The sequence below is a fragment of the Pseudomarimonas arenosa genome, assembly GCF_014841215.1.
Taxonomy (GTDB): domain Bacteria; phylum Pseudomonadota; class Gammaproteobacteria; order Xanthomonadales; family Xanthomonadaceae; genus Pseudomarimonas; species Pseudomarimonas arenosa.
Window position 1 is genome coordinate 38748 of the sequence record NZ_JACYTR010000016.1, and the last position, 26551, is coordinate 65298.

22 protein-coding genes and 7 tRNA genes are annotated in these 26551 nt (G+C 62.0%); 7 read left to right on the forward strand and 22 right to left on the reverse strand.

Annotated elements, in window-relative coordinates:
* Positions 1–20 precede the first annotated feature (20 nt).
* The 7 genes from IFO71_RS09820 to IFO71_RS09850 all read right to left on the reverse strand — a co-directional run bounded on the left by IFO71_RS09820 (position 21) and on the right by IFO71_RS09850 (position 6270).
* A complete protein-coding gene (locus tag IFO71_RS09820; protein WP_192029461.1) occupies positions 21–836 on the reverse strand; it encodes a S1 family peptidase in 816 nt (271 codons plus the stop codon).
* A 153-nt stretch (positions 837–989) separates the two neighbouring features.
* On the reverse strand, positions 990–1316 hold the full coding sequence (locus tag IFO71_RS09825; RefSeq protein ID WP_192029462.1) for a hypothetical protein: 327 nt from the start codon (positions 1314–1316) through the stop codon (positions 990–992).
* 59 nt (positions 1317–1375) lie between these two features.
* Positions 1376–2818 (reverse strand): serine/threonine-protein kinase, encoded by a 1443-nt coding sequence (locus tag IFO71_RS09830; protein WP_192029463.1) that lies wholly within the window; start codon positions 2816–2818, stop codon positions 1376–1378.
* Between the two features lie 235 nt (positions 2819–3053).
* Positions 3054–4379: a multiheme c-type cytochrome gene (locus IFO71_RS09835; protein WP_192029464.1), complete on the reverse strand. Its 1326-nt coding sequence runs from the start codon at positions 4377–4379 to the stop codon at positions 3054–3056.
* Positions 4380–4426: 47 nt separating this feature from the next.
* A complete protein-coding gene (gene dnaQ, locus IFO71_RS09840) occupies positions 4427–5164 on the reverse strand; it encodes a DNA polymerase III subunit epsilon (RefSeq protein ID WP_192029465.1) in 738 nt (245 codons plus the stop codon).
* Positions 5165–5608, reverse strand: a complete 444-nt coding sequence (rnhA, locus tag IFO71_RS09845) for a ribonuclease HI (RefSeq protein WP_225444529.1) — start codon at positions 5606–5608, stop codon at positions 5165–5167.
* A complete protein-coding gene (locus tag IFO71_RS09850; protein ID WP_192029467.1) occupies positions 5605–6270 on the reverse strand; it encodes a class I SAM-dependent methyltransferase in 666 nt (221 codons plus the stop codon). Before IFO71_RS09850 ends, rnhA begins: the two co-directional genes overlap by 4 nt.
* Positions 6271–6358: 88 nt before the next feature.
* On the opposite strand from IFO71_RS09850, the gene gloB reads away from it, so the two are divergent.
* From gloB to IFO71_RS09865, 3 genes are read left to right on the forward strand one after another with little or no spacing between them, the layout of a single operon-like run.
* On the forward strand, positions 6359–7126 hold the full coding sequence (gene gloB / locus IFO71_RS09855) for a hydroxyacylglutathione hydrolase (RefSeq protein ID WP_332309356.1): 768 nt from the start codon (positions 6359–6361) through the stop codon (positions 7124–7126).
* On the forward strand, positions 7108–8277 hold the full coding sequence (locus tag IFO71_RS09860; RefSeq protein ID WP_192029469.1) for a lytic transglycosylase domain-containing protein: 1170 nt from the start codon (positions 7108–7110) through the stop codon (positions 8275–8277). Before gloB ends, IFO71_RS09860 begins: the two co-directional genes overlap by 19 nt.
* A gap of 47 nt (positions 8278–8324) precedes the next feature.
* Positions 8325–9119 (forward strand): enoyl-ACP reductase FabI, encoded by a 795-nt coding sequence (locus IFO71_RS09865; RefSeq protein WP_192029470.1) that lies wholly within the window; start codon positions 8325–8327, stop codon positions 9117–9119.
* A gap of 358 nt (positions 9120–9477) precedes the next feature.
* Here the strand turns inward: IFO71_RS09865 and IFO71_RS09870 are convergent, their stop codons facing one another.
* The 13 genes from IFO71_RS09870 to IFO71_RS09930 form a co-directional block, all read right to left on the reverse strand.
* Positions 9478–11391, reverse strand: coding sequence for a SurA N-terminal domain-containing protein (locus IFO71_RS09870; protein WP_192029471.1), 1914 nt, complete (start codon positions 11389–11391; stop codon positions 9478–9480).
* A gap of 90 nt (positions 11392–11481) precedes the next feature.
* A tRNA-Asp gene (locus tag IFO71_RS09875) sits at positions 11482–11558 on the reverse strand.
* Between the two features lie 46 nt (positions 11559–11604).
* Positions 11605–11679: transfer RNA gene (locus IFO71_RS09880), tRNA-Val, on the reverse strand.
* An 11-nt stretch (positions 11680–11690) separates the two neighbouring features.
* Complete coding sequence (locus IFO71_RS09885; protein WP_192029472.1) at positions 11691–11963, reverse strand: HU family DNA-binding protein; 273 nt, start codon at positions 11961–11963, stop codon at positions 11691–11693.
* Between the two features lie 296 nt (positions 11964–12259).
* A complete protein-coding gene (gene lon, locus IFO71_RS09890; protein WP_192029473.1) occupies positions 12260–14710 on the reverse strand; it encodes an endopeptidase La in 2451 nt (816 codons plus the stop codon).
* A 324-nt stretch (positions 14711–15034) separates the two neighbouring features.
* Positions 15035–16321, reverse strand: coding sequence for an ATP-dependent Clp protease ATP-binding subunit ClpX (gene clpX / locus IFO71_RS09895; protein WP_192029474.1), 1287 nt, complete (start codon positions 16319–16321; stop codon positions 15035–15037).
* Between the two features lie 113 nt (positions 16322–16434).
* Positions 16435–17055 (reverse strand): ATP-dependent Clp endopeptidase proteolytic subunit ClpP, encoded by a 621-nt coding sequence (gene clpP / locus IFO71_RS09900; protein ID WP_192029475.1) that lies wholly within the window; start codon positions 17053–17055, stop codon positions 16435–16437.
* Between the two features lie 149 nt (positions 17056–17204).
* On the reverse strand, positions 17205–18512 hold the full coding sequence (gene tig, locus IFO71_RS09905; RefSeq protein WP_192029476.1) for a trigger factor: 1308 nt from the start codon (positions 18510–18512) through the stop codon (positions 17205–17207).
* Between the two features lie 117 nt (positions 18513–18629).
* Positions 18630–18714 (reverse strand) — tRNA-Leu (locus tag IFO71_RS09910).
* 50 nt (positions 18715–18764) lie between these two features.
* Positions 18765–18840: transfer RNA gene (locus tag IFO71_RS09915), tRNA-Lys, on the reverse strand.
* Positions 18841–18902: 62 nt separating this feature from the next.
* Positions 18903–18979 (reverse strand) — tRNA-His (locus IFO71_RS09920).
* Positions 18980–19050: 71 nt separating this feature from the next.
* A tRNA-Arg gene (locus tag IFO71_RS09925) sits at positions 19051–19127 on the reverse strand.
* 41 nt (positions 19128–19168) lie between these two features.
* Positions 19169–19245: transfer RNA gene (locus IFO71_RS09930), tRNA-Pro, on the reverse strand.
* 193 nt (positions 19246–19438) lie between these two features.
* Between IFO71_RS09930 and IFO71_RS09935 the strand changes: the two genes are divergently transcribed.
* Complete coding sequence (locus tag IFO71_RS09935; protein ID WP_192029477.1) at positions 19439–20170, forward strand: hypothetical protein; 732 nt, start codon at positions 19439–19441, stop codon at positions 20168–20170.
* 127 nt (positions 20171–20297) lie between these two features.
* Positions 20298–20813 carry a hypothetical protein gene (locus IFO71_RS09940; protein WP_192029478.1) on the forward strand — a complete coding sequence of 172 codons (516 nt, stop codon included), beginning with the start codon at positions 20298–20300 and terminating at the stop codon, positions 20811–20813.
* Between the two features lie 555 nt (positions 20814–21368).
* Here the strand turns inward: IFO71_RS09940 and IFO71_RS09945 are convergent.
* A complete protein-coding gene (locus IFO71_RS09945; protein ID WP_192029479.1) occupies positions 21369–22745 on the reverse strand; it encodes an aminotransferase in 1377 nt (458 codons plus the stop codon).
* A 146-nt stretch (positions 22746–22891) separates the two neighbouring features.
* On the opposite strand from IFO71_RS09945, the gene IFO71_RS09950 reads away from it, so the two are divergent.
* Together IFO71_RS09950 and IFO71_RS09955 are read left to right on the forward strand one after the other, a co-directional pair.
* Positions 22892–24988: a putative bifunctional diguanylate cyclase/phosphodiesterase gene (locus IFO71_RS09950; RefSeq protein ID WP_192029480.1), complete on the forward strand. Its 2097-nt coding sequence runs from the start codon at positions 22892–22894 to the stop codon at positions 24986–24988.
* Positions 24985–25959, forward strand: a complete 975-nt coding sequence (locus tag IFO71_RS09955) for a threonine ammonia-lyase (protein WP_192029481.1) — start codon at positions 24985–24987, stop codon at positions 25957–25959. Before IFO71_RS09950 ends, IFO71_RS09955 begins: the two co-directional genes overlap by 4 nt.
* A 109-nt stretch (positions 25960–26068) precedes the next feature.
* On the opposite strand, the gene IFO71_RS09960 is transcribed toward IFO71_RS09955, so the two are convergent.
* Positions 26069–26515 (reverse strand): VOC family protein, encoded by a 447-nt coding sequence (locus tag IFO71_RS09960; RefSeq protein ID WP_192029482.1) that lies wholly within the window; start codon positions 26513–26515, stop codon positions 26069–26071.
* Positions 26516–26551: the final 36 nt, after the last annotated feature.

Below are 26551 nucleotides of genomic sequence, written 5' to 3' on the forward strand. Positions count from 1 at the left end.
CCGGCGATTGGATGCCTTGTCTAGCCGGCGGAAGAAATCACGCCATCGATCCACTGCCGGTAATGACTTAGCCGAACATTGCATGTGGTTTGGCCATAGCGCCCCGGCCAAGCCTTCATGACGTGGCCTTCAACCACCTTCCAGGCAGCCAAGCCCGCCAGTTGCCATTGCCCTTGCTGCTGAATCAGCGCCGGCCCCCCGCTGTCGCCATTGCCCAGAACGCCCTCCATCGGCAAGGCCGACGCAGGCTCGTCGAACACATAGCAAAACCAGCGGTCATAGGCACTGGTGACCTTGTTGTAGGCCCGACGAAGCTCGGTCCGATTGGGACCACCAGGGTCGTGCCCTTTCGCTCCCGTGCCAGTCGCGCCCTTGCCTACCAGCTGAATGATCTGACCGGGTTCATCGCTGTGTTGGTAGAGGTTCAGAGGCGCGACATCGTCCACTTGCCGAGCCAGTTTGATCAAGGCGATGTCGTCCGATGAGGCAAGAAACACCACGATCAGCATGGCTTCACCGCTGGCCATTGCTTGATCAATGAGTTCCTGCGGCAGCGTCTTGTAGCCCGGGTGTATCACCACGCGCTCAACATCGCGAGGCACATCGTTGATCAGCACCTGCTTCAACTCAGCATGCTGCGGAATCGTGTGGGCGGCGGTAACAACCCATTGCGGCGCAATCAAGACGCCGTGACCCTCGCCCGGCATGTCGGCCAGCGCAGGGAAATCCGCGACCGGAATTCGGTACTTCGAATCGTCGACGTCGTGCCGGATGACAATGGCCGCTGCGGGAAACGAGAGCGCGAGAAACAGGGTGATAAGAAGAAGTCGGCTCATGTGCATCTGCGATTCAATGCGGCTGATGCCGCGAACGTGGCCCTGCGGGCCTGATTCAAGGAGACAGGTGGAATTCGAGGTGGTCGATGCGGCGGCTTGACACTTGAACCTCCCGCCCCACAGCAAGCCCCGCGAGTCCGATAAGGGCAACCATCAAGGCATCGGCTGCGAAGCAAAGGTCGCTTCCACATAGAACGCATACGTGACTGCGAGGCCGTAGCATAGTGCAATCACCCGGGCTCCCACACCCACGCCCCAATATCGAGTGTTGAAGGCACAACGCCAGACGCCGACCGCGCCGACCAGCAAGTACACGCCCATCAGGGACGACAGAGTCAGCGCCGTCAAGGGCGAAAGTGATTCGCCACCCAACGCAAAACCAAAACCAGCCAAGATAACGGCCAGCACAGTCGCCCCCACCCACAACACGCCGAAATAGGCTTCCACCAAGGAAGCTTGGCCACTCAGGGAACGCAACAACGTCGATCTCTGAGCACGTTGCCAAATCAAAGTCGGAACGAGCCCGGCGCCACCCTGCATTAATTGCCCAGACGCTTGTTATTGGCGTCCTCGATCAGTTGCTTGAGCGCCTGACTGTCGGGATCGGCCAGCAATCCCTTTTCTGCGATGGTGATGCACGGGTCGTACAGCTGCCGATCGCACAGGCCGCGTGCACCGCGCTCAAAGAAATCGCGGATCTCCACCAGACCACTGCTTGCACGCTCGTTGCCGGGCTCCTTGTCCAGCACTCGCTTGTACAGAGCCACCGCGTTCTCGTCGTCGGGGAAGGTCAGGTAGCGGCCGTCGCGACCTTCCAGTCCGCGCTGCTTGAAGCCATCGGCCTGCTCCAGCAGCAGGCCGACATCCAGCTCATCCGTCGGCACGGTCGGCGATGGAATCAACACCTCAGGCGGCAACTGACTGGGGTCGACGCTGGTCGGATCAGGCGCGGTCGTGATAGTCGGGTCGGCCTTCGGCCAAAGCACATATCCGGCGACGGCGATTGCCAGCACGGCGGCCAGGCCGCCGCCGATGACCATCGGTGAAGCGAGCGGCGAGGGGGTGGCGACACTGACGCGCGTCGTGGAGCCGGACAAGCGCGGTCCGCCAGCCTTCTTCTTGGCGCCAGGCCGCTGCTGAATCCCCGCTGCCTCTGGCGACGAGGCCAGTAATCCTTCGACCTCGCCGATGAACGCTTCCCCAGACTCCGGGCGATTCTCAGGCGTTTTCGCCATCAGGCTGTCGATCAGCGGCTGCAGCCAGGCACTTTCCGCCGGCAGCTGTGGTACCGGCTGCGTCACGTGCATCAATGCAACGGTGAACGGATCACTGGCCTGATAAGGCGGCTCGCCGGTGAGCATCTCGTACAACATGGCGCCCATGCTGTAGAGGTCCGATCGTCCATCGACGGTTTCCGCCCGGGCCTGCTCCGGGCTCATGTAGTCCGGCGTACCGATCGACGCGCCGGCCATTGTGGCGCCGGATTTCGCATCCATCGCCTTGGCAATGCCGAAATCCGCCAGCACGGCGGTGCCATCCAACTTGAACAGGATGTTGCCCGGCTTGACATCGCGGTGCACAAAGCCCTTCTGATGTGCAAAGTGCAACCCACGGGCTACATCGCAGACGATGTCCAGTGTCTCGGCAATGCTTAACCCCAGGTTGATCTTCTCACGCAGCGTTCCGCCGGGAATGTACTCGGCCGCGAGGTAATAGACGCTGCCGTGCGAGCCGATGTCGAACACGGTGACCAGGTTCGGATGACTCAGCTTGGCCGTGATGCGGCCTTCCTTGAGAAAGCGATCAGTGAACTCAGAGTTGGCAGCCAGCGCTGGCGCCATGACCTTCAGCGCCACTTCGCGATCCAGTGATTCCTGCATGGCAAGAAACACCGACGCCATGCCGCCCTCGCCCAACGGGCGCAGGATCTTGTAGCCCGGGATATGGATGTCGACTGATTTCAGTAAGACAGTGGCAGACACGCGCAAACTCTATGTGATGGAATTCGATACGCATCAGCCAACCTGCAATGCGTCGGCCGATCTCGCCCTGAGCTTATCATCTGCAAACACCCACGGCCGCTTGTTGTATGACTTGGTTGGGCACTTGCGAAGAACAATCGACTGACACCACGCCGACGCAACGCGCGCCGGCGCAGCTGCCAGCGCAAGAACCCGACGATGACCGCAAGACCCGGGTCACCGTCGGCATGCAAACTCAGCCCTGTGCCGCCGCCCGCCGCAGTTCACGCAAGGCGTTGACGAAGGCTCCCATCTGATAGGCGTTCTCATCCTTCACGCGCTCGTACACAGCATCGACCCGGGCACGCAGCTGCTCGGCCTTGGCAGCATCGATTGCCTTGGCTGTCTCGAAGGCAACGATGACACTGGAGGCCGCCATGGCGGCCTGCTCGGCGCTGGCGTAGTCAACGAATTCCCCGCGCTCTCCATCGGCCAGCAGGCTGTCCAGAATCGGCATCAGGGAATCGCCACCCCAGCTCGCCTCCGCCAACCGCGGCAACAGGCGGCGAATTTCAGCACTGAGACTGCGTGCGGCAGCGGCGGTGGCATCGCGGCTCTGGGTGGTGGCCTGATGCAAGCCGCGGGTCATGGTGCCGATCCGCGAAGCGGCTGAGGCATCGACCGCCGCCAACACGTGACGGAACATGACCAGATTGGCATCGTTGAGCCGGACCACGCCCGGGCCCAGGCCCGTCCCCGGCCGAGCCGCCCAACGCTTGCTGTCCATGCGCTTGTGGCAGGCGTGGCAGTCGAACAACACCAACTCGGGGAATATTCCGTCCCAGCCATGACGCGGGTCGGTCAGGGTGTCGAGCAGGTTGGCCGCTGCCACACCTTGTCCAATACCCCAGTCGCGCACGCCGTTGAAGTCGCCCTTGCGCGCGATGTAGTCCTCGTCGATTTCATAATGCGTGACTTCGGGCAGCCAGGTGAAGGTATCGAGCTCGAAGCTCAGGCGCGGATGACCGGCGCCCATGATCCGATGAGTGATCATGCGGTCGGCAGTACCCATGTGGCAGGACAGGCAAAGCTCGGCACGTTTGACCGGATCATCGGTCGGATACAAACCTTTGGCGACATTGTCGGCATGCGGCACACCCTTGTCGGCATGCGATGTCAGCCATTGCTCGGCGCCGCCGTGACAGGCCTCGCAGCCGACACCATCGCTGGCTTGAAAGCGCTCCCCGCGCTTGTCTGCCGGTGGATTGTCAGCATGGCAGTCGAGACAGACTTTGGCTTGAGTGGCATCGCCCAGGCCCAGCTTCCGAGCCATCGCCTGCCCCTCCGCCGAGCGCAGAGCCTGCAGTGCCTTGTTGGCATGCGGATCGTACTCCTGCCAACGGGCAAATTCGTTCTGCCAGACGTTGGACTCCTTGAACTGCTGCGATGAGCCATGGCACACGCTACTGGCGCAGGTCGCCACACCCATGTGCGCATTCTGATTGATTTGCTCAACCACCGACGCAGCGGAGACAGCCCCACTGCTCAGTACCAAGAGCCAAGCTGAGAGTTGCTTTACCATCCTCGCCTCCTCCCCAAAGAGTGCATCGGACGCCGCAAGAGCTTGGATTATGCCACGCTCAGCACGGCAGTTGAGTCTTCATCTTCGGCTGCCCATAAGCAACGCCCCCCTTTGGCCAGACCGGCCAGGCTGCGCCGATGCGCTGCCAACTCGTCGGCAGAGGCCTGCAGCAGGCGCAATTTAATGCCCGGCGGCCTTGCTCTTGGTGCATCGTTGGCTGCCATTGCCGCCTCCTCGGCCTCCTCGGTCGGGTCGAGAAACAAGGCGGTCTGCCCCGATGTCAGCGCCAGATAGACCTCAGCCAGCAGCTCGGCATCGAGCAAGGCGCCGTGCAAGCTGCGGTGTGCGTTGTCGACCCCGAGCCGTTTGCACAGGGCGTCAAGGCTGTTGCGCTGCCCGGGATACTTCTCGCGCGCCAGACCAAGCGAATCGGTGATCGTGCAGATGTCGGCAAGTCGCTCGCTGCGGCCGGCCCTGGCCAATTCCGCATCGATGAAGCCGACATCGAACGCGGCGTTGTGAATGATCAGCTCAGCGCCACGAACGAAGGTCAGGAAGCTCTCAACCACATCGACAAACAGCGGCTTGTCGGCCAGAAATTCATCGGTCAGGCCGGTTACCTCACTGGCGCCGATGTCCATGGACCGCTCAGGGTTCAGGTACCGCTGAAAGCGCCGACCGGAGGGCCGCCGCTCCAGCAGTTCAAGACAGCCGATTTCCACCAGCCGATGGCCCTTCTCCACCGCGAGACCGGTGGTTTCGGTATCCAGCACTACCTGGCGCATTTACCCAACTCCGCGGTGTTTTTCCGCTGCCATGCGGGCCAGACCATCGACCCGCTCATTCTCAGCGTGCCCGGCGTGGCCGCGAACCCAGTGCCACTGAACTTCATGTTTGAGCCGCACCTCGTCCAGCCGCTGCCACAGGTCCTGATTCTTCACCGGATCACCGGCAGCCGTCTTCCAACCACGTCGCTTCCAATTGAGCAGCCATTCGGTCATACCCTGGCGCAGATACTGCGAGTCGGTATATAGATCAACCTGGCAGGGCCGGCGCAGCGCCTCAAGGGCGGCCAGCGCAGCCATCATCTCCATCCGGTTGTTGGTGGTCTGCGGCTCGCCGCCGACCAGTTCCTTCTCGGCCCCGGAGTAGCGTAGCAGGGCAGCCCAACCGCCCGGACCAGGATTTCCCAGACAAGCACCGTCGGTAAAGATCTCGACCCGCATCAGGTGGGCCGCGCCGTCGGCTTGAACACGACGTTTCGCCGCGCACCCACCGCCGTCATGCCCGCCCGACGCTTGCGTGCCACCAGGGCCCAGGAGGTTCTGCACGGAGCAAACTGCAGGCCATGCAAGGACTCACCCAAGGGCAAGGGCCACAGCGGCCCGATCGGACGCCGCTCTTCAATGACCAAACCGGCCGATTCACAGCAGCGCAGCACGCGAGAGCGATCAATCGGCAGCAGCCCTTGCCAGCGGCTACGCCATAGACTGAAACGGGAAAACACAGTCAGCATCAAGACTCCTTCGGGCTGCAGGCAGCGGGCGACTTCTTCCAGCAGATCTGGCCAGTCCTGGCACTGCTCAAGCGCGTGCTGCACATACACCAGACTCAGGGACTCACTGGCCAGGGGCAAGCGCTCCGATTGACAATCGAAGTCGCCACCCAATTGCCCCTCCCGAGGATACAGCCGGCAGACATGCTGCAGCATGTTGCCGGACAATTCCCCCGGACACGACGCCGAGGCTCGCAAGAACAGGCCGCGCACGCCAGCGTGTGCGGTGAGCAAGGGCGTCATCGCGCGCTGCTCGAGCGCCAGCACTCGTTGGCAGGCGGTCGATTGAAACCAGTGCGCCGGGCATGGCTTGGAGGAGGGGGGTACCTGCGGCATTTGCGCTCTATTGTGCCCGAGCACCCATTGCCCTGACACTTGTATTTGGCGTGCGCTGTCGGCGCGCGTCCTCTTCATGGAAGTCCACGTGAACCCTGTGCAGCCCCAGATTGACGCCCTGCCGGCCTTCAGCGACAACTACGTCTGGCGCTTCACCTCCGCCGACGGCACATGGCTGGTCGATCCAGGGGAGCCGCGCCTGGTTGCATCGGCGCTGCATGACAGCCCGGCCTTGGCCGGCATTCTGATCACCCATCACCATGCCGACCATGTCGGTGGCTTGGCGGCGCTTCCGATCGACTCAAGCGTTCGCGTCATCGCCCCGCACGATCCGCGTATCGGTCGCGCGAGCGAACGGGTGGCAGAGGGCGATGAAGTGGACTGTGGCGGTCTGCGCTTCAATGTTTGGGAGGTGCCCGGCCACACCAGCAGCCATATCGCCTTCCTGGCCACCGATATCGTTTTCTGCGGCGACACCCTGTTCAGCCTGGGCTGCGGCCGGTTGTTTGAAGGTAGCCCAGCCCAGATGCACGCCTCGCTGACGCGACTGGCCAGTCTGCCGCGTACGACGCGCTTCTATCCGGCGCACGAATACACCGAAGCCAACGGACGCTTCGCCCTTGAGGTCGACCCCGGCAATCAGGATCTCCAACGCTATCTGCAATCCGTTAGGTCGAAACGACAGCGCGAAGAAGCAAGCCTACCCACCAGCCTTGCGGTGGAACTCGACTGCAACCCATTCCTGCGCTGCCACAGCGACTCGGTGAAACAATCAGTTGAGGCAAGACAAGGCCACGAACTGATCTCCGAACTCGAGGTGTTTGCCGCTCTTCGCCAATGGAAAGACGTGTTTTGATCGGCCACGCATGGATCCGGCGTGCCGGCCTGTTCACCCTGCTGATGGCGCTGGTTGGCTGTGTCAGCGTGCCACCGCCAATTCCTCCGGCCGCCAGCGTGCGCAGCCAACCCACGGCCGAATCAATTCCGGCGACCGACGCGACACCGATCAGCCCCGCGCCCACTCCCGAGCCGCCTGTCGCTGAGCCCAGCACGATCGACCTGCGCGCTGCACTGCTGAGTTCGCTGCCGGCGGCCCTTGACTGTCAAGCGTTCCCGGCCACCAAGGCGCGCCCATACACGGTCAAGATTCTCGGCACCACCCTGTCCAAGCGTTTGCCGATGCTCGACTACGTTCTGCGCGAACTTGAGACCGAGCAGCTCAGCAGCCTATATGCCCTGGTGCCGCTGATTGAGAGTCAGCTGCAGACCGACCCGGGCAACCGAGGCGCCGTGCGTGGCATGTGGCAGTTTTCCACTGATACCGCCCGTCTGTACGACCTGCTGCCGCCGTCCGGTGTCGATCGGCGTCTGGATGCGGTGGCCGCCACGATCGCTGCGCGCCGCCACTTGCAACAATTGCATGAGCAGTTCGGTGACTGGCGTCTGGTATTGGCAGCCTACAACGCCGGCCCATACCGGGTACAACGGGCGATATCGACATTCCCCGACAGTCGATCGGCAGCAGAAAATCTGCACGCGCTGCGGCTGCCCGCTCACACGCTGGGGTATATCAACCGGATAGGCGCCCTTGCCTGCCTGATCAAGCAGCAGGAGGAACTCGGCATATCGATGCAACTGCCTGTTGAACGGCGCTTGCAAGCTCTATCGATCACCGACTGCAGGGCTGCAGCAACCGCTGGCACGCCGGCGCGTTCGGTGGAGCCGGCCACCGAGTTGAATCCACTGCTACGCCAGCCTGCGCGCCTGCCCGCAGATTTCCGCCTGCTGATCAGCAATTCGCAAGGCTGTTCATCAGTTTGGCTGACGGAGCGAATGGTCGAGTCACAGAGCGGCGATGGCGCTCGGAGCTACCGGGTTCGAGCCGGTGACAGCCTGTGGAGCATTTCCCGCAAAATCGGCGTTTCGATTGAAGACCTGTTGCGCTGGAACCAACTGCGCCGCGAAGCCACCCTACGCATAGGTCAAGTGCTACGTCTGGCGCCTTGAGCGATTCACGTGCAAACTTGCCCGGTTTTGAACCGCTGGATAAGCACATGGGATTTCTACAAGGCAAACGCGCCCTCATCGTCGGCATCGCCAGTCAGCGCTCGATTGCCTGGGGCATTGCCCAGGCAATGCATCAGCAGGGCGCCGAGCTGGCCTTTACCTATCAGAACGAAAAGCTGAAATCGCGCGTCGAAGATGCGGCGGCGGAATTCGGTTCCAGCATCGTCATTCCGCTGGACGTGGCTGACGATACTCAGATCGATGAGGCCTTCGTGCAGCTCGGCAAACACTGGGATGGCTTCGATATCCTGGTGCACTCGGTGGGCTTTGCGCCGCGCGAAGCATTGGAGGGCGAATTCCTCAAAGGGCTGAGTCGTGACTCGTTCCGCATTGCGCATGATATTTCCAGTTACAGCTTTGCTGCATTGGCCAAGGCAGCACGTCCGATGCTGCAGGGCCGCAATGCCGCCTTGCTCACCTTGAGCTATCTGGGTGCCGAGCGCGCACTGGCCAGCTACAACGTGATGGGTCTGGCCAAGGCCAGCCTGGAGGCCTGCACGCGTTATCTGGCACTGAATCTGGGCCGCGAAGGAATTCGCGTCAACGCCATTTCGGCCGGACCGATCAAGACGCTCGCTGCGGCGGGGATCTCCAACTTCCGCAAGATGCTCACCCACGTGGAGACCGAAGCGCCGCTGCGACGTACGGTCACCATTGAGGATGTCGGCAATGCCGCCGCCTTCCTGTGCTCTGACCTTGCCGCCGGAATCACCGGTGAAGTGACCTATGTCGATGGCGGCTACAACATTCTCGGCATGACCGGTCTGGAAGACGGGCATTAACCAGAAGGTCTCTGAAAGCTTCCGTCGGGAGGCTTTCAGCGCCGCCGACCGCGGCAAAACCGCGCAACACTTCGCCGAGGCGTGTCGAAGCGCGCCTCGACAATGCATCGCGCGGACCGAAGGCGGGTGGTTGGCCGAAACGGTGCGGTTCTCAGTGCAACCTTGAGCTGCTCGCTTCGGCCCAGCACCCTTCGACTACTAGCTCAGGCTGCGCACTTCCACGCTGGCTGAGCTCATTCGGCCTGCAACACCCGACCTGCAGACAGTACGCAACAGGCCCCCTTCGACCAGCTCCGAGTGCGTCGCCAAAGAAAAAGCCGCCCAGGGGGCGGCTTTTTCTACGCTGCGCGCGATCAGATCAGAGACGATCCACTGCGCGCTGGATCTCTATGCCTTGCTTGGCCTTGTCGATCATGTCCTGCATCTCGATCGCCGCCTTGGTCTGCGCAATCTGCTGGCTCACCGCCTGGCGTTCCATCGCCGGCACGGAATTGGGATCACCATCATTTACCTTGGTCACCTCAACCAGGGCACGACGTTCCGCAGGCAGGTCGACCTTGGCGAAGCTTGGACTCCCCTCTGCCGGACGGGCCAAGGTGAACGCCTTGCTGACCACTTCCCGATCAAGATTGACCGCACCGCGACCCACACCGGCCTCACTGCGCAGCTCAACGCCCACGTCCGCGGCCAGATCAGCCAGCGACTCGCCGTTGTTCAACCGCTGCAGCAGATCATCAGCACGCTTGTCCGCCAGATTCTGCCGCTGCTCACGGCGCCAGTCGGATAGCAATTGATCACGCACCTCAGCAAAGCTCAACGGCACCGAGGGCTTGTGTTCTGCCACCCGAACCACGGCGGTGCGTGCTTCGTCGAGCTTGATCGGATCTGAACCCTCTCCCTTTTCGATCGAGCCCGGCGCAAACGCGAAGTTCAGCACATCGCGGTTGAAGGTGATCGGATCAGCGCCACCTGCGCGACCAAATGTTGCCGTTGTCTGCAGTTGCAATCCCAGCTTGTCGGCTGCCGCCTTCAGTTCAGTCGGATTCTGGAACACCTCGTCGACCAGGCGACCGGCCAATTCGCTGAACCGCCGCTCGCGCTCGTTCTGGTTGTAGTCCTGCTCCAGCTCGGCGCGCACTTCTTCAAACGATTTGATTTCACCGGGACGCTCGTCGCGCAGCTGAATCACGTGCCAGCCTTCCGAGCTCTTGACCGGATCGCTGATCGCGTCTTTTTGCATGGCGAACAAAGCGGTTTCGAAGGCCGGATCGAGGAAGCCAGGCTCCAACCAACCCAGATCGCCACCCGCAGACTTCGAACCGATGTCGTCGCTGTGCTGCTTGGCCAACTCGGCGAAATCAGCGCCGCCACGTGCCTGCTTGGCCAGTTCATCAGCCCGCGCCTGAGCGTCCTGTTGCGCCTGCGCCGGCGCATCGGCCGCCACCTTGACGAGTATGTGCGAGGCCAAGCGCTGAGCCGGACGCGAATAGCGCGACTTCTGCGTCTCGTAACGCTCGCGCAGCGATTCCTCCGACGCCTGCGCCGGCACATCGATGGCGCTGGCGTCGACGATGACGTACTCAATCGCCACCTGCTCTTCGCTTACATAGCGATCGCTGTGCTCGGTCAAGTAGGCTTGCAGAGTTTCTTCGCTGGGATCAGCAACAGCGTCAGCAGCCGGCGCCTCGAGCATCAACACATTGAGATCACGGGTCTGGTCACGCAGACGGAAATAGTTGTCGACTTCGCTCGTCGTCGCCAGCGCACTGTCATTCAAGGCCGTGGGCAAGGCGCGGATGGTCATGTCTTCGCGCATGCGCGCTTCGAAGCCGCGCGGCGTCATGCCCTGACTGGCAAGCAGCAGGGTGTACTGCTGTGGATCGAACTTGCCGTTGGTGTGGAATACCTCCATCTGGGAGATTTCCTTTTGCAGCTCGCCGCGGCCGACCACCAGGCCCAGTTCCTGCGACACCTGCCGCAGGACTTCAGCCTCGATCATGTTGTCGAGCAGACGCGACTTGCTCTCAGCCGACTCGATGCTGGCTCCATCGTAGTTGTCGCCCAGCATTCGGCGCATCTGCTGCCGATATTGATCGAACCGACTGCGGAAGTCGTCCTGCGATATTTCCGATTCGCCGACCTTCGCCACCCAGGTTTCAATCGAACTATCGAAGTAGTTGTTCACCCCAAAGAAGGCGAACGGCACGATCAGCAATCCGATGATGATCGTGGCGATCCAGCCCGAAGTCTTCTCTCGCAACGCAGTCAACATGTAACCGCAATCCTCGTGTAAGCACGGCCCAGAAGCCGCTTCAAAAGGCACAAAAAACAAGGGCGCCGGAGTGCGGCGCCCTTGGAAAGATGGCGGAGTGGACGGGACTCGAACCCGCGACCCCCGGCGTGACAGGCCGGTATTCTAACCGACTGAACTACCACTCCGCTGTTCTTTTAGCCGTACGACATTATGCCGCACGACGATATTGCTTGGTGGGTGCTGAGGGTTTCGAACCCCCGACCCTCGCCTTGTAAGGGCGACGCTCTACCGCTGAGCTAAGCACCCGGCGAAGTCGCTCAGTTTACTGCATCCTTGAGCGCTTTGCCAGCCTTAAATGCAGGAACTTTCGAAGCCTTGATTTTGATGGTCTGGCCGGTGCGCGGATTACGGCCCTGACGGGCAGCGCGCTTGCGCACTTGGAAGGTACCGAAGCCGACCAGCGACACAGTATCGCCTTTCTTCAGCGCTTTCTTGATCACTTCGATGGCAGCGTCGATTGCACGGCCGGCATCGGCCTTCGACAGCTCAGACTTTTCCGCCACCGCGGCACAGAATTCAGCTTTGTTCATTCTCTTGTCACTCCCAATGGTAAGCCCGGACCACCCGGCTCTCGGTTGTCAGCTTGTAAGGGCCCCGGATTCAATGAACCCTTCTACCCGCCCCCTCCCAACCATGCCTCTTGTGCAGGGCATCGTGAGAAAGACCGCGGTTTTATACCAGTGCCAGAAAAGCTACGCAACGAAAAAATCCAATAAACATGCGGTTTTCAGCCGGTCAGAAGGAAAAAAGTCGCTTCTTTCAACCGACAACGGCTGCGCTGCCGTTGCACCGGCAGCAGTCACCATACTCCGCTCAGGCCAAGGATCTAATGCGCCCGACGCGCACCGCCCTCCTGTTCCTTACCCTTGATCGCCGACGACTCAGCAGGCAGTTCCGCCGCCGCCTCGGACTTCGGTGAAAGAGGGTGTTCAAGAGCAAGATCCAGCACCTGTTCGATCCAGCGCACTGGCACGATCTTCATGCCCTTGGTGACATTCTCCGGAATATCGGTGAGGTCCTTGGCATTTTCTTCCGGAATGATCACCGTGCGAATGCCGCCGCGCAGGGCCGCCAGCAGCTTTTCCTTCAGACCACCGATCTGCAGCACCTTGCCACGTAGAGTGATCTCGCCAGTCATCGCCACATCCGAGCGCACCGGCACCTTGGTCAGGGCTGACACCAGGGCGGTCACCATGGCAATGCCTGCGCTCGGGCCGTCCTTGGGCGTGGCGCCCTCCGGCACGTGCACATGCAGATCGTACTTCTGATGGAAATCGGCCTCGATGCCCAGGGCTTCGACACGCGCACGCACCACGCTCAGCGCAGCCTTGATCGATTCCTGCATCACTTCGCCCAGCTGGCCGGTGTACTGCAGTCCGCCCTTACCCGGCGCGAGGGTGGCCTCGATCTGCAGCAGATCGCCGCCTACTTCAGTCCAGGCCAGGCCAGTGACCAATCCCACCTCATTGGCTGCTTCGGCGCGACCGTAGTCGAAGCGCCGCACACCGAGATACTTGTCGATGTTCTTCGGCGAAACGCTGACCCGCGGCGCCTTCTTGGCCTTCTTGCTCTCCTTCTGCGGTCCGGCCAGCGCAATCTCTTTCACCACCTTGCGGCAGATCTTGGAGATCTCACGCTCCAGTCCGCGCACGCCGGACTCACGTGTGTAGTAGCGCACCACTTCGCGCAATGCCGCTTCGCTGATCGCCAGCTCGGTCTCCTTCAGGCCATTGGCCTTGACCTGCTTGGGCACCAGATAGCGCATTGCAATATTCAGTTTCTCATCCTCGGTATAGCCGGGAATGCGGATCACTTCCATGCGATCGAGCAAGGGGCCTGGGATATTCAGCGAGTTGGCGGTGGCAACGAACATCACATCGGACAAGTCGAGATCGACTTCCAGGTAGTGGTCGTTGAAGCTGTGATTCTGCTCCGGATCGAGCACCTCGAGCAGGGCTGAGCTTGGGTCACCGCGGAAGTCCATGCTCATCTTGTCGATTTCGTCGAGCACGAACAGCGGATTCTTGGTGCCGATCTTCGACAGGTTCTGCACGATGCGTCCCGGCATCGAGCCGATATAGGTACGCCGGTGGCCGCGAATCTCGGCCTCATCTCGCACGCCGCCCAGACTCATGCGCACAAAGCGCCGATTGGTCGCCTTGGCGATTGATTGTCCGAGCGAGGTCTTACCCACGCCAGGCGGCCCGACCAGGCACAGAATCGGTCCCTTCATCGTCTTAACACGCTGCTGAACTGCGAGGTACTCGAGGATGCGCTCTTTGACCTTTTCCAGGCCATAGTGATCGGTATCCAGCACTTCCTGCGCGGACTTCAGGTCCTTGCGGATCTTGCTGCGCTTGCGCCAGGGCACACCGACCAGCCAATCGATGTAGTTGCGCACGACGGTGGCTTCGGCCGACATCGGCGACATCTGCTTGAGCTTGTTGAGTTCGGTCTTCGCCTTGGCTTCAACCGCCTTCGGCATCCCGGCATTGGCGATCTTGCGAGCCAGATCCTCAACCTCATTCGAGGCCTCGTCGATCTCACCGAGCTCCTTCTGAATGGCCTTCATTTGCTCATTCAGGTAGTACTCGCGCTGGCTCTTCTCCATCTGCGACTTGACCCGGCCGCGAATGCGCTTTTCCAACTGCTGCACGTCGATCTCACCGTCGACGAAGCCAATCAGACGCTCCAGGCGCTGCGCCACATCCACCAGCTCCAGCAGCTGCTGCTTGTCAGCCAGACGAATGCCCAAATGGGCGGCGATGGTATCGGCGATGCGCGAGGGATCATCAATGCCCGACAGGGTAGAAAGCAGCTCCGGTGGAATCTTGCGATTCATCTTCACGTACTGCTCGAACAGCGACAGCAATGAGCGCACCGTGATGTCGATCTCACGCTCTTCCACGCCGTATTCGGATTCCACCACTTCGCCGTCGGCCAGCAAGGCGCCGTCGTCGTCCTGCATGCCATGCACTTCGACTCGCGACAAGCCCTCAACCAGCACCTTGATCGTGCCGTCCGGCAGCTTCAGCAACTGCAGCACCTGGGCCAGCGCCCCCATCGGATACAGATCCTTCGGTGCCGGGTCATCGACATCCGGACTGGTCTGAGCGACCAGCAGGATCTGCTTGTCTTTTTCCATGGCGACATCGAGCGCCTTGACCGACTTCTCCCGGCCGACGAACAACGGAATCACCATGTGCGGGTACACCACCACATCCCGCAGCGGCAGGACGGGGATTCCTTTCAGGACTTGCTTGCGCTCATCGCTCATCGCGTACTCCAGAGTGTTCGGGGGGTCCATCTCCCCGACTGATGATTACGGGGTCTCGCTTCTGAACTCTCAACATGGGGGCGAGCGGGAACGGCTCAAGCCCAGCATGCTCCCAAGCAAAGGCAGCATCAAGGAACCCGTGACAGGTATTCAGACTTGACCCCGGCGAGGGCCGCACCGCCCCTGGAAGGGCGAACGCCTGTGCCGACTTCGAGGCCGTCCGAACAGGGGCTTGCGCCACAAAGTTGAGAACTTGCCGAGAAAAGACCGGCAACCGGCGTTCAGTCTTGAGCAGGGGGCAGGCAGCTCGCACTGCCGCCCGCGTCACTCGCCGCCCGCGGCCTTGGTGGCGGGAGCGGGGGTCGAATAAATCAGATACGGCTCGGCCTGATTGCTGATCACCGTGTCGTCGACCACTACCTTGCTGACGTTGTCGAGCGAAGGCAGCTCGAACATGGTGTCGAGCAGCACCGATTCGATGATGGTGCGCAGACCGCGTGCACCGGTCTTGCGCTTGAGCGCCTTGGCAGCGATCGCTTTCAGCGCCTCGGGACGGAATTCGATCTCCACCCCTTCCATATCGAACATCTTCTTGAACTGCTTGGTGATGGCGTTCTTCGGCTCGGTGAGGATCCGCACCAGCGCTTCTTCATCGAGCTCTTCCAGGGTAGCCACGACCGGCAGACGGCCGACGAACTCGGGAATCAGGCCAAACTTGATCAGATCTTCAGGCTCGACTTCCGCCAGCAGCTTGCCGACATTGGCCTTCTGATTCTTGCTACGCACCTCGGCCGAGAAGCCGATGCCACCGGCATCCACCGAGCGCTGCTGGATAATCTTTTCCAACCCGGCGAACGCGCCGCCACAGATGAACAGTATGTTCTTGGTATCGACCTGCAGGAACTCCTGCTGCGGATGCTTGCGTCCGCCCTGCGGCGGCACCGAGGCTACCGTGCCTTCGATCAGCTTCAGCAGTGCCTGCTGCACACCCTCACCCGATACGTCACGCGTGATCGACGGGTTCTCGCTCTTGCGCGAAATCTTGTCGATCTCATCGATATAGACGATGCCCTGCTGCGCCTTGTCGACATCGTAGTCGCACTTCTGCAGCAGTTTCTGGATGATGTTCTCGACATCTTCGCCGACATAGCCCGCTTCAGTCAGCGTGGTGGCGTCGGCGATGGTGAACGGCACATTCAGCAGTCGTGCCAGCGTCTCAGCCAGCAGGGTCTTGCCCGAACCGGTGGGGCCCACCAGCAGGATGTTGCTCTTGGAAAGCTCGACCTCATCGCTCTTGCCGCGCGTCTCGATGCGCTTGTAGTGGTTGTACACAGCGACGGCCAGGGTCTTCTTGGCCCGCGCTTGTCCCACCACGTACTGATCGAGCACGTCCAGAATTTCGCGCGGCTTCGGCAGATGGCTGCGCGAACTGGCGACCTTCTCTTCCAACTCTTCGCGAATGATGTCGTTGCACAGCTCCACGCATTCATCGCAGATGAACACGCTGGGGCCAGCGATCAGCTTGCGGACTTCGTGCTGACTCTTACCGCAAAAGGAACAGTACAGAATCTTGGCACTTTCACCGCCGCGACCAGAACGCTCTTCAGTCATGCTGCCTTGCCTACCAATGCCCCGGAAAAGCCGGGGGACGGCCCGAGAATATCACAGGGCCCGTGGATACCACGCCCCTCGGAAGAGCGGCGTGAAATGGGGGAGTGCCGGTCTTAGGCCGGCTTGACCGACTCTTCCGGGCGCCGCTCCAGCACCTGATCAATCAGGCCGTAGTTGGCCGCATCCAGAGCGCTCATGAAGTAGTCGCGATCGGTATCTTTGGCGACCTGCTCCACCGGCTGCCCAGTATGCTTGGCCAGCACATGATTCAGGCGGTCGCGGAGGGTAAGGATTTCACGGGTGTGAATCTCGATATCGGTGGCCTGACCCTGATAGCCACCCAGCGGTTGATGAATCATCACCCGCGAATGCGGCAGCGCATAGCGCTTGCCCTTGGTGCCTGAAGCCAGCAGCAGCGCCCCCATGGAAGCGGCCTGACCAATGCACATGGTCGCCACGTCGGGCTTGATGAACTGCATGGTGTCGTAGATTGCCATGCCGGCCGTGACCACACCGCCTGGGCTGTTGATGTACAGGCTGATGTCCTTGTCGGGATTCTCCGATTCGAGGAACAGCAGCTGCGCCACCACCAGATTGGCCATGTGGTCGTCAATCGGCCCGACCAGGAAGATCACCCGCTCCTTCAGCAGCCGCGAGTAGATGTCGTAAGCCCGCTCACCGCGGCTGGTCTGCTCGACCACCATCGGCACGAGGTTGAGGTTCTTGATCGTCATGGGCGTTGGGTCCGTTATGGGTGAGGCCTGTCAGCATGCTACGCCGGATCAGCCGCGCACCGCTCGACTTGGCGGCAAGCGGCGTGAGGGCAACATCCAGCAGCCCTGAAACCGCTGTGGGCGGCTCCGGGGTGCTGCCAAACGCTAGCTTACAGGGCGTTGCCGGGGCGCATGACCTCGGCGAAGCTCAACGCCTCTTCGGTAAGGTCGGCGTGATCGGCAATCCAATCGATGACTTGGTCCTCAACCACGCGACTTTCAAGGCTGCGCATCAGCTGCTCGTCACCGCGATACAGCTCGAACACTTGCTGCGGGTCCTCGTAGGTCGAGGCGATGCTGGCCATCATCTCGGCCACGCGTCCCTGATCCAGCTTGATCTGGTTCTGACGCGCCAGCTCACCCAGCAGTACCGCCGCAGCGACACGCTGCTTGGCCACGCCGGCAAACGCTTCCGGCGCTACCTTGGCGCCCTTCTGACCCTGCTGCTGGGCGCGCTGCTCGGCCTGATTGGCCAGGCCAACGGCTTCGGCTTCGACCATACGCTTGGGCAGTTCCAGCTCGCTGAACTTCTCCAGCAAGCGGCTGACCACGTCATTCTTCAAGCGCGCCATCAGGGCACCCTTCAGCTCACGCTCCAGGTTTGCCTTGACCTCCTGCCGGAACTTCTCGATGCCGCCCTCGGCGACACCGAAGCTGGCCATGAAGGCATCGTCTACGGCCGGCAGCACCGGCTCCGACACGCGCACGGCCCTTACCGTCATGGTGCCGGTCTTGCCGGCCAGGTCAGCATTGCGATGCTCAGCCGGGAAGTCGATCTCGACATTGCGTTCATCGCCAGTGGCGATGCCGACCAGGGCTTCTTCGACCTTGGGCATCATCGCCTTGCTGCCCAGCACGGTGCCAGAACGCTCCATGCCCTCGGCGGGCACGCGGGTCTCACCGACGGTGACGAAGGACTCAAACATCACCAGATCGCCGTCTTTGGCCGCCCGCTCCACCGGGTTCCAGGTACGGCGCTGCAGGCGCAGGGTCTCGATCATCTGGTCGATGTCGGCGTCTGCAACTTCAGCGGTCGGGCGCTTCACCTTCAGGCTCGACACATCGATCGGGCCAAGTTCCGGCATCACTTCGAAGGTGGCGACATAGCTGAATTCGCCATCCTTGGGCTTGCCATCGGTCTGGATCGAAGGCGGCACGGCCGGACGCAGATTCTCCTGGCGCAGCGCTTCGCCAAAGCTGTCTTGAATCACCTCGGACATGGCTTCGTTGCGGATCTGGGCGCCAAAGCGCTGCTCGACGACCTTCGCCGGCACTTTGCCGGGACGGAAGCCTTTCAGGCGCACGGTGCGGGAAATCTCGCGCAGACGCTCGCTGATTCGCGATTCCAGGCGATCGGCCGGAACGCTGACGGTGAGCTTGCGCTCGAGATTGCTGAGGTGTTCAACCGAAACTTGCATGACAGCTCCTGGGGCAACCGTCGAACCATTGCGATGGATCGACACGAAAATCGTTGCCGGACGAAGCGAATCGAAGTCCACCTCAAACACGGAACCTCAGCGCGAGGTGATCGAAGCTGGTGCGAAAGGAGAGACTCGAACTCTCACGGGTTGCCCCACTGGAACCTAAATCCAGCGCGTCTACCAGTTCCGCCACTTTCGCTCGGCTTTGATCCCCGGAGAGGTCCGCCCACGATGGGAGGGAGGAAGAAGTGGTGGGCCGTCAAGGATTCGAACCTTGGACCTACTGATTAAGAGTCAGCTGCTCTACCAACTGAGCTAACGGCCCACTTCATTAACTTCTTGCCGCTCGTCACGGCTCAAGCTGCGTATTGTGCCGCAACTTGGGACTGGGGTGGAAGACGGGACTCGAACCCGCGACATCTGGAATCACAATCCAGTGCTCTAACCAACTGAGCTACATCCACCATAATTCTGTTTGCGACTGGGAAATTTCCCAGAGCGCCTTGCTTCCTGCCTCAACTCCGCGGCGTGCAGATGGCGCGCCCGACAGGAATCGAACCTGCAACCGTCGGCTTAGAAGGCCGATGCTCTATCCGGTTGAGCTACGGGCGCATTCTACCGCCGTTCGAGTCGCCGCCGCGCCTTTACCCGAATGGTCGGGGTAGAGGGATTCGAACCCCCGACATCCAGCTCCCAAAGCTGGCGCTCTACCAGACTGAGCTATACCCCGAGCGGTCCGCAGCGCGGCGTCCAAACGGGCGCCTCGAAGCCGCGGAATAATAGGGCGCACAGCTGGCAGCGTCAATCTCAATCCGCACCAGCGAGCATTTCGCAGACGATTGCGGTTCACTTGGCAACTGATTCCCGGCCAGCCGGGCTAGACTTTGCGCCGCTTGACCGAATTCAAACCGAGGGCTTCAACCATGCCGATTCGCCGCATTCTGCTCTGTCTCGTCTTGTTCGCCGGCCTGCTCGGGTGTAGCGACCCTGAGGCAGAACGGCGTGAAGCCGAAGCACGCGCACAGGCCGCGCAGGCACGCATTGAGGCCCTGGCCGATGAGGCCTACCGCCAGTTTGAAGCGGTCCAGAGCACCAATAAGCCGGAGCTGGCCTTGGCGTATGCCGAGGATATTCTCAGCCGCTACCCCAACAGTCGGGCCGCGCAACGCTTGAGCGAGCAGTTGCCCAAGCTGCGCGAAGTGGCCAAGGCAAGCGCTGAGCAACGTCGCCTGGAGTCGCTTTGGACCTACCACGCGGTCGATGACCAGGAGGCCGGCGGCCGGGTGTTCACCGCCTACGTTCGCGCCAAGAACAACTCCAACCTGCGCTTGGTGCTGCGCCGCCACCCGGCCTGGGGCCAGAGCGTTTATCTGCTCGCCGACAGCGACGAGTTCAGCTGTGTCAAGGAATGCCGTGTAGCAGCGCGAGCCGATGATCAGGACTTGCCGAAGGTGCTGATCAGCGAAGTCAAGAACAACGTGCCACCGGCGGTTTTTCTGGAGGAAGACCAGAAGATGCTGGAGATCATCGATCAGGCGCAGACCTTCGAGATCAGCCCCGGCCTGAAGAAACAGGGCGACAAGCGCTTTCTGTTCGAAGTCTCGGCGCTCGACCTTGAACAGCTGGGTCCACCGGTGAAGGGGCAGAACGACTGAGCTGCCCCGATCGCGATCTCAAAAGGTCGCAAGACTGGCTCGCTTCGTCGCTTTCTGCACCTCAAGCAGCCAGCGTAATGCTTTGCTGTGGCAGATTGCCAGCGGCTTTCCTGACGGAACGACGACCATGCTCAACTGCCCTGCCCTGATCATTGCGCTCGGACTGGCGGCCAATGTACCCACGCCACCGGACTGCTCGGATGTCCAACATCGACAGTTCGACTTCTGGATCGGCGAATGGGAGGTGAGCACGACCGACAACGAGGGCAAGCAAGTGGTGGCCGGCCACAACACGATCGAACGCGACCTCGAAGGCTGCGCGATCAGCGAGCATTGGCGCGGCAGCCGCGGCACCCATGGCCGCAGCCTCAATCTGTTCGACCGTAGCAGCCAGCGCTGGAAGCAATTCTGGGTCGACAGCCGGGGTGGTCTGTTGGAACTGCGCGGCAGTAGCCCAGGGCCAAACGAGATGCTCATGGAGAGCGAGTCACTTAACGACTCGCTACAGCGGATTCACTGGCAGCTGCTAGACGATGGTCGAGTTCGACAGCATTGGCAAACCTCAAGCGACGGCGGTGCCAGCTGGAGTACCGCGTTTGAAGGCTACTATCGCCGCATCGACCGCGTCGATCAGAAGAAGTGATCGAGCAGCCGAACAACGCGGCAATCGGTGCAAAGGACCTCGGGGCGAATGCCCCCGCGTAGACCGACCGAGCGCAGCGCACGCGGGAAGGGCCATGGATGGCCCTGCTCTGGGAGCGAGGAAGGCGCAGGCTGCGTAGCAGCCGTTGCCGCGCAGCGGCCGACCGAGCGTAGCGCACGCGGGAAGGGCCATGGATGGCCCTGCTCTGGGAGCGAGGAAGGCGCAGGCTGCGCAGCAGCCGTTGCCGCGCAGCGGCCGACCGAGCGCAGCGCACGCGGGAAGGGCGCAGGCTGCGCAGCAGCCGTTGCCGCGCAGCGGTCGACCGAGCGCAGCGCACGCGGGAAGGGCCATGGATGGCCCTGCTCTGGGAGCGAGGAAGGCGCAGGCCGCGCAGCAGCCGTTGCCGCGCAGCAGCCGTTGCCGCGCAGCGGTCGAATGAGGGCCTTGCCTGCGACGAAAGACCGCGAACACGTTGTCATCCAGTGAGAACTGCCCGAGAACGTTGCTGTGCCTGGGCTGGCGGTGTCTTTCGGCGCGACCTCATGAAATTCCGGGTTATCTGGCCGTTTCATCAGCGAACGCGCGCAGTGCCGATTGCAGACAGTCAAACAGCTCGTCCACCTGGGCCTCGGTGATGACCAAGGGCGGACAGATTGCGATGGTGTCGCCTGCCAGCGCGCGCACCAGCAGGCCGCGCTCCAGCGCCAAGGCGGCTACGCGGATCGCCACCTTGTCCTCGGCCGCAAAGCGCCGTTTGGCCGATACATCGCGGACCAACTCCAGGCCGCCGAGCAGACCACGGCCGCGGGTGCTGCCCACAAATGGCAATTCGCCCAGCGCCGCGAGCCTGGCCTGAAAGTGTTGCCCAACCCGTGCCGCATGCGCGATCAGGTCGCGCTCCTCGAACAGCTGCAGGTTGCGCAAAGCCACCGCTGCCGCCACCGGATGCCCGCTGTAAGTGAAGCCATGGGCGAAGGCACCGAGCTTGTCGCTTGGCTCTTTCATCGCCTCGTGCATCCAGTCGGGAACCGCCACCGCACTGATCGGCAAGTAGGCCGACGACAGCGCTTTGGCCAGGGTCATCGTATCCGGCCGCATACCCATGGCTTGGCAACCAAACGGTGTGCCCAGGCGACCAAAGCCGGTGATCACCTCGTCGTCGATCAGGATCACATCATGGCGCTCGAGTACGGCCTGAATCTTCTCGAAGTAAGTGGCGGGCGGCACGATCAAACCACCCGCGCCCATGATCGGCTCGGCGATAAAGGCCGCCACCGTGTCCGGGCCTTCCTCTTGGATCATTCCTTCCAGATTGGCGGCCAGGCGGGTGGCGAACGCTTCCTCGCTCTCGCCGGCCTCAGCATGCCGGAAATGATGCGGGCAATCGGTATGCAGGATGCCCTCGATCGGCAGATCGAAATGGGTGTGGAATACCGGCAGGCCGGTCAGGCTGGCTGAACCCACCGTTACGCCGTGATAGCCGTTCCAGCGGCTGATGATTTTTTTCTTTTGTGATCGCCCCGCCACATTGTTGTAGTAGCGCACCAGCTTGATCTGGGTGTCGTTGGCGTCAGAACCAGAATTGCCGAACAGAAAACGCCACGGCCCATCACCTGAACGTGTTGGCGGCAGCCAATGGGCGAGCTTCTCGGACAACAGAATCGCCGGCTCATGGCTGCGCGAGGCAAACAATTGCCCATAGGCCAGCTTGCGCATCTGCTCGGCGGCGGCATCGACCAGGGCATCCTCACCGTAGCCCAGGGCCACGCACCAGAGCCCCGCCAGCCCCTCGATATAGCGCTTGCCTTGAGTGTCCCAGACGTAAATGCCTTCACCGCGCTCGATGATCAATGGCCCCTGGCGTTGATGCGCCGCCAGATTGGTGGCGGGATGCAGAACGAAGTGGCGATCGAGATCAGACAAATGGTCCATGGCTTGTTCCGTTGAAAGTGATCAAGGGGCTGGGATGGACACTGAGTCTAGCAGGCGCTTCGGACTGGCCCGGGGAGCGCACGCGTGCACGGCACAGCCCGGCATCGCATACTGCCATCACGGCCACTGCGACCTGCAGGCATCCGATGAGCCAGCCAGACATTCCCCGCTCTGCCGAGCGGACAGACCGGTGCTCCGGGCCGCCCGACTCAGCGCGGGCCGAGCTTGCGCTTTGCCTGCAGACCGTTCTGCAGGTCGAGCAGGTCGCACTCTGGGAATGGCTGGCCGATGGCGACCGGATTCGTCTGCACGCTGCTATCGCGTCAGCCGACACGGCGACCGAGGACCGAGCGATGTCCGAGTTGATCGACGACTCACATGTCGAGGATCAGTACGGCCTGCGCGAATCCTGGGGCAGGCTGGTCGAAGGGCGCAGCGATAGCATCGATTGCACGTTCCGCCTGGCGCATGGCATGCGCTGGCGATGGCTGCGCCTGCGCGGACGGGTTACCGAGCGCGGCCGTGATGGGCGCGCCTGTCGGGTGCTGGGAACGCACAGCGACGTCAGCCGGCAACACCGCCAGGCGTTTCATCAGCAGTTACGGGCCCAGTGCTTCAGCCATAGCAGTCAAGCGCGTTGGATCGTCGATCAGAACGGCATGGTGGTGGACAGCAATGCCACCGCCCAGTCGATGACCGGCTGTTCGGCGGAAGAGCTGGCAGGACGCTCCATCGCTGGCGTGCTGCCCGACGTCGCCCACCAGCTGCTGCGCGCGCAGCCACAGGAATGGCAGGGCGAAACGCAGATGAAGGCCGCGGGCGGGCACAAGCTCACTGTTGAGGCACGTCTGGTGCCTTGCCAGGGCCGCCGTGAGGGGGTGGTGTTTCATGCCATCAGCGTGCGCGATATCACCTCGCAAAAGCTATCGGCGCGGGCCTTGGACAAGCTCGCTCACTCCGATGGGCTAACCAGCCTGCCCAACCGCATTGCCTTGCAGGCCGAACTGCGCCGCCGCCTGGCGCATAACGACCCGCCGGAACTGGCAGTTATGTTCATCAACCTCGACGGATTCAAGGCCACCAACGAGGCGCTCGGTCACGACTTCGGCGATGCCTTGCTGGTGCGTGTCGCCGAGCGCCTGCGGGAACTGGTGCCCGGTTCGCACGTGGTCGGGCGCTGGGGTGCCGACGAGTTCGTGCTGCTGATTGAACACCGGGAGCCACGGGCCGAAGCGGCGCGCATGGCCGAACGCGTGTTGCAGGCACTGAAGGTCGAGACGCTGGTCGAACACCACACCATGACCCTGGGCGCCAGCATCGGCATCGCGGTCGCCGGTGAAGACGGACTGTCTGCCGAGCTCCTGATTCGCCGCGCCGATGCCGCCATGAACGCCGCCAAGCGCAACAAGCGCGGCGGCTGGGAGTTCTTTCGCGATCAGTTCGACGAGGACAGCCTGCGCCGCCTCACCTTGGTCAATCTGCTGCGCCAGGACGCCGACCGCGGCCGATTTGAGTTCGCCGCCCAGCCGAAGGTCGACCCGTCGGGCCAACCGACCGGATTCGAACTGCTGATTCGCTGGCATACCGAAGCTTTCGGCGCTGTCTCGCCGGCTTACTTCATTCCGTTGGCCGAAGAGATCGGCGTCATTTCAGCCCTGGGTCGGGAGGCCATGCTGGCCGCCACTCACCTGATCCGCGGCCTGCACAATGCCGGCAACCCGTTGCCGGTGGCGGTGAATCTGTCGTCACGGCAATTGATTGACCCGATCCTGGAGCAAGCCCTGATCGAGAGCTGCGCCATCGAAGGCATCGACCCCAGCTGGCTTGAGATCGAAGTCACCGAATCGGCCTTGCTGGACAACGTCGAGCGCGCCAAGACCCTGCTCGGCGCCCTGCGCCAACGCGGCTTTCGTACCGCCCTGGATGATTTCGGCACGGGCTTTTCCTCGCTGAGCTACCTGCGTGACCTGCCGTTCGACAAGGTCAAGATCGACAAGAGCTTTGTCAGCGGCGTCGGCGAAAGCCCGCGCGGTGTTGCGCTAACACGCGGCATCGCCGATCTGTGTCGCGCCCTGGGTATGCGCACCGTCGCCGAAGGCGTCGAGCAACAGATTCAATGGGAACTGCTGCGCGAGATCGGCGTCGATGAGTATCAGGGCTTTCTGTTTTCGCCCCCTCTCAGCATGGACGAGGCAATCCGCTACGCTTGCCGTGATGATCGCAAGCCAAAGACCGCGCCATGACCACATCCCCCTTTCGCGACCCACCCAGCCTGGCCGACATCGAACAGGCCGCCGCGCGCATTGCGCCGTATGCCGAACGCACGCCGGTGTTGCGCTCGGCAGTGCTCGACGAGCAGCTCGACTGCAACCTCTGGTTCAAGTGTGAAAACCTGCAGCGCGCCGGCGCATTCAAGTTTCGCGGCGCCTGCAATGCGGTGTTCTCGCTCAGCGACGCTGCCGCCCGACGCGGGGTATTGACTCAGTCCTCCGGCAATCACGGTGCAGCGGTGGCCCTGGCCTGCCGCCTGCGCGGCATACCGGCGACCGTGGTGGTGCCGCGCAGCGCACCCAGAATGAAGCGCGATGCGATCGCCTATTGGGGTGCGCGCATCGTCGATTGCGATACCCATCAAGCTGCACGCGATGCCGCCACCGAGGCCGAGCTTGAGTCGACCGGCGCCAGTCTGGTGCTGCCATTCAACGATGCCAGAGTCATCGCCGGCCAGGCCACCGCGACCGCCGAACTGTTGCAGGACCAGCCACAGCTCGACACTGTCATTGCGCCGATCTCCGGCGGTGGCCTGCTTAGCGGAGCGGCACTGGCAGCGCATGCGCACAACCCGGACATCAGAATCATCGGCGCGGAACCGAGCGGCGCACGCGATGCGTTTGACTCGCTGGCCAGCGGCCAACGCATCACCGGGCGCATCGCGCACACCATTTGCGATGGCCTGCGCGCCGAATTGGGCCCGATGACCTTCGATCTGCTGCGATCGCATCGCGCCGAGATTCTGTTGGTCGACGACAGCGAGACAGTACACGCCATGCGCAAAGTGTTCGAGCAGCTCAAACTAGTGATTGAGGCCTCGGCCGCCATCACCCTGGCCACCCTGTTCAAGTACCGCGATCGGTTTCGAGGCAAGAAGGTCGGCGTGATTCTGAGCGGCGGCAATCTCGATCTCGATCGATTGCCCTGGCAGGACCCAACATAGGGTGCGGTCTACCGCACGATCATGGATAGGGTGCGGTTTACCGCACCGTCGCAACATCAAGCTTCGCCATGAGCCCAATGCTCATCGGTGCGCCAAGGCGCACCCTATATTAAGGGTATGCATCCAGATCGCGCGAGAATAGCTTGCTGATATCGCGAAACGCCTTGAACTCCAGACAGTTGCCGGACGGGTCGCGAACAAACATCGTGGCCTGCTCACCGACCCGGCCCTCGAAACGCAGATAGGGTTCGATCACGAACGCCACACCGGCTTGACGCAGCCGTTCTGCCATCGGTTCGAAGGCATCCCAATCCAGTACCAGGCCAAAATGAAAGGCCGGCACCTGTTTACCATCGACCGGATTGCTGGCCCGCAACTGCGCGAAGCTATCTGCCGACACCTTGTGCGCCACAATCTGGTGACCGCCAAGATCGAAGTCGATCCAATCGTGCGCTTCGCGTCCCACGCCGCACCCCAGCACCCCGGCGTAGAAACCACGCGCCGCCTCCAGATCATCGACCGGAAAGGCAAGATGGAAACGAGGGGCTGCACTCACAGCGTTCTCCGGACATCGACAGGAAGGCCTATTGTC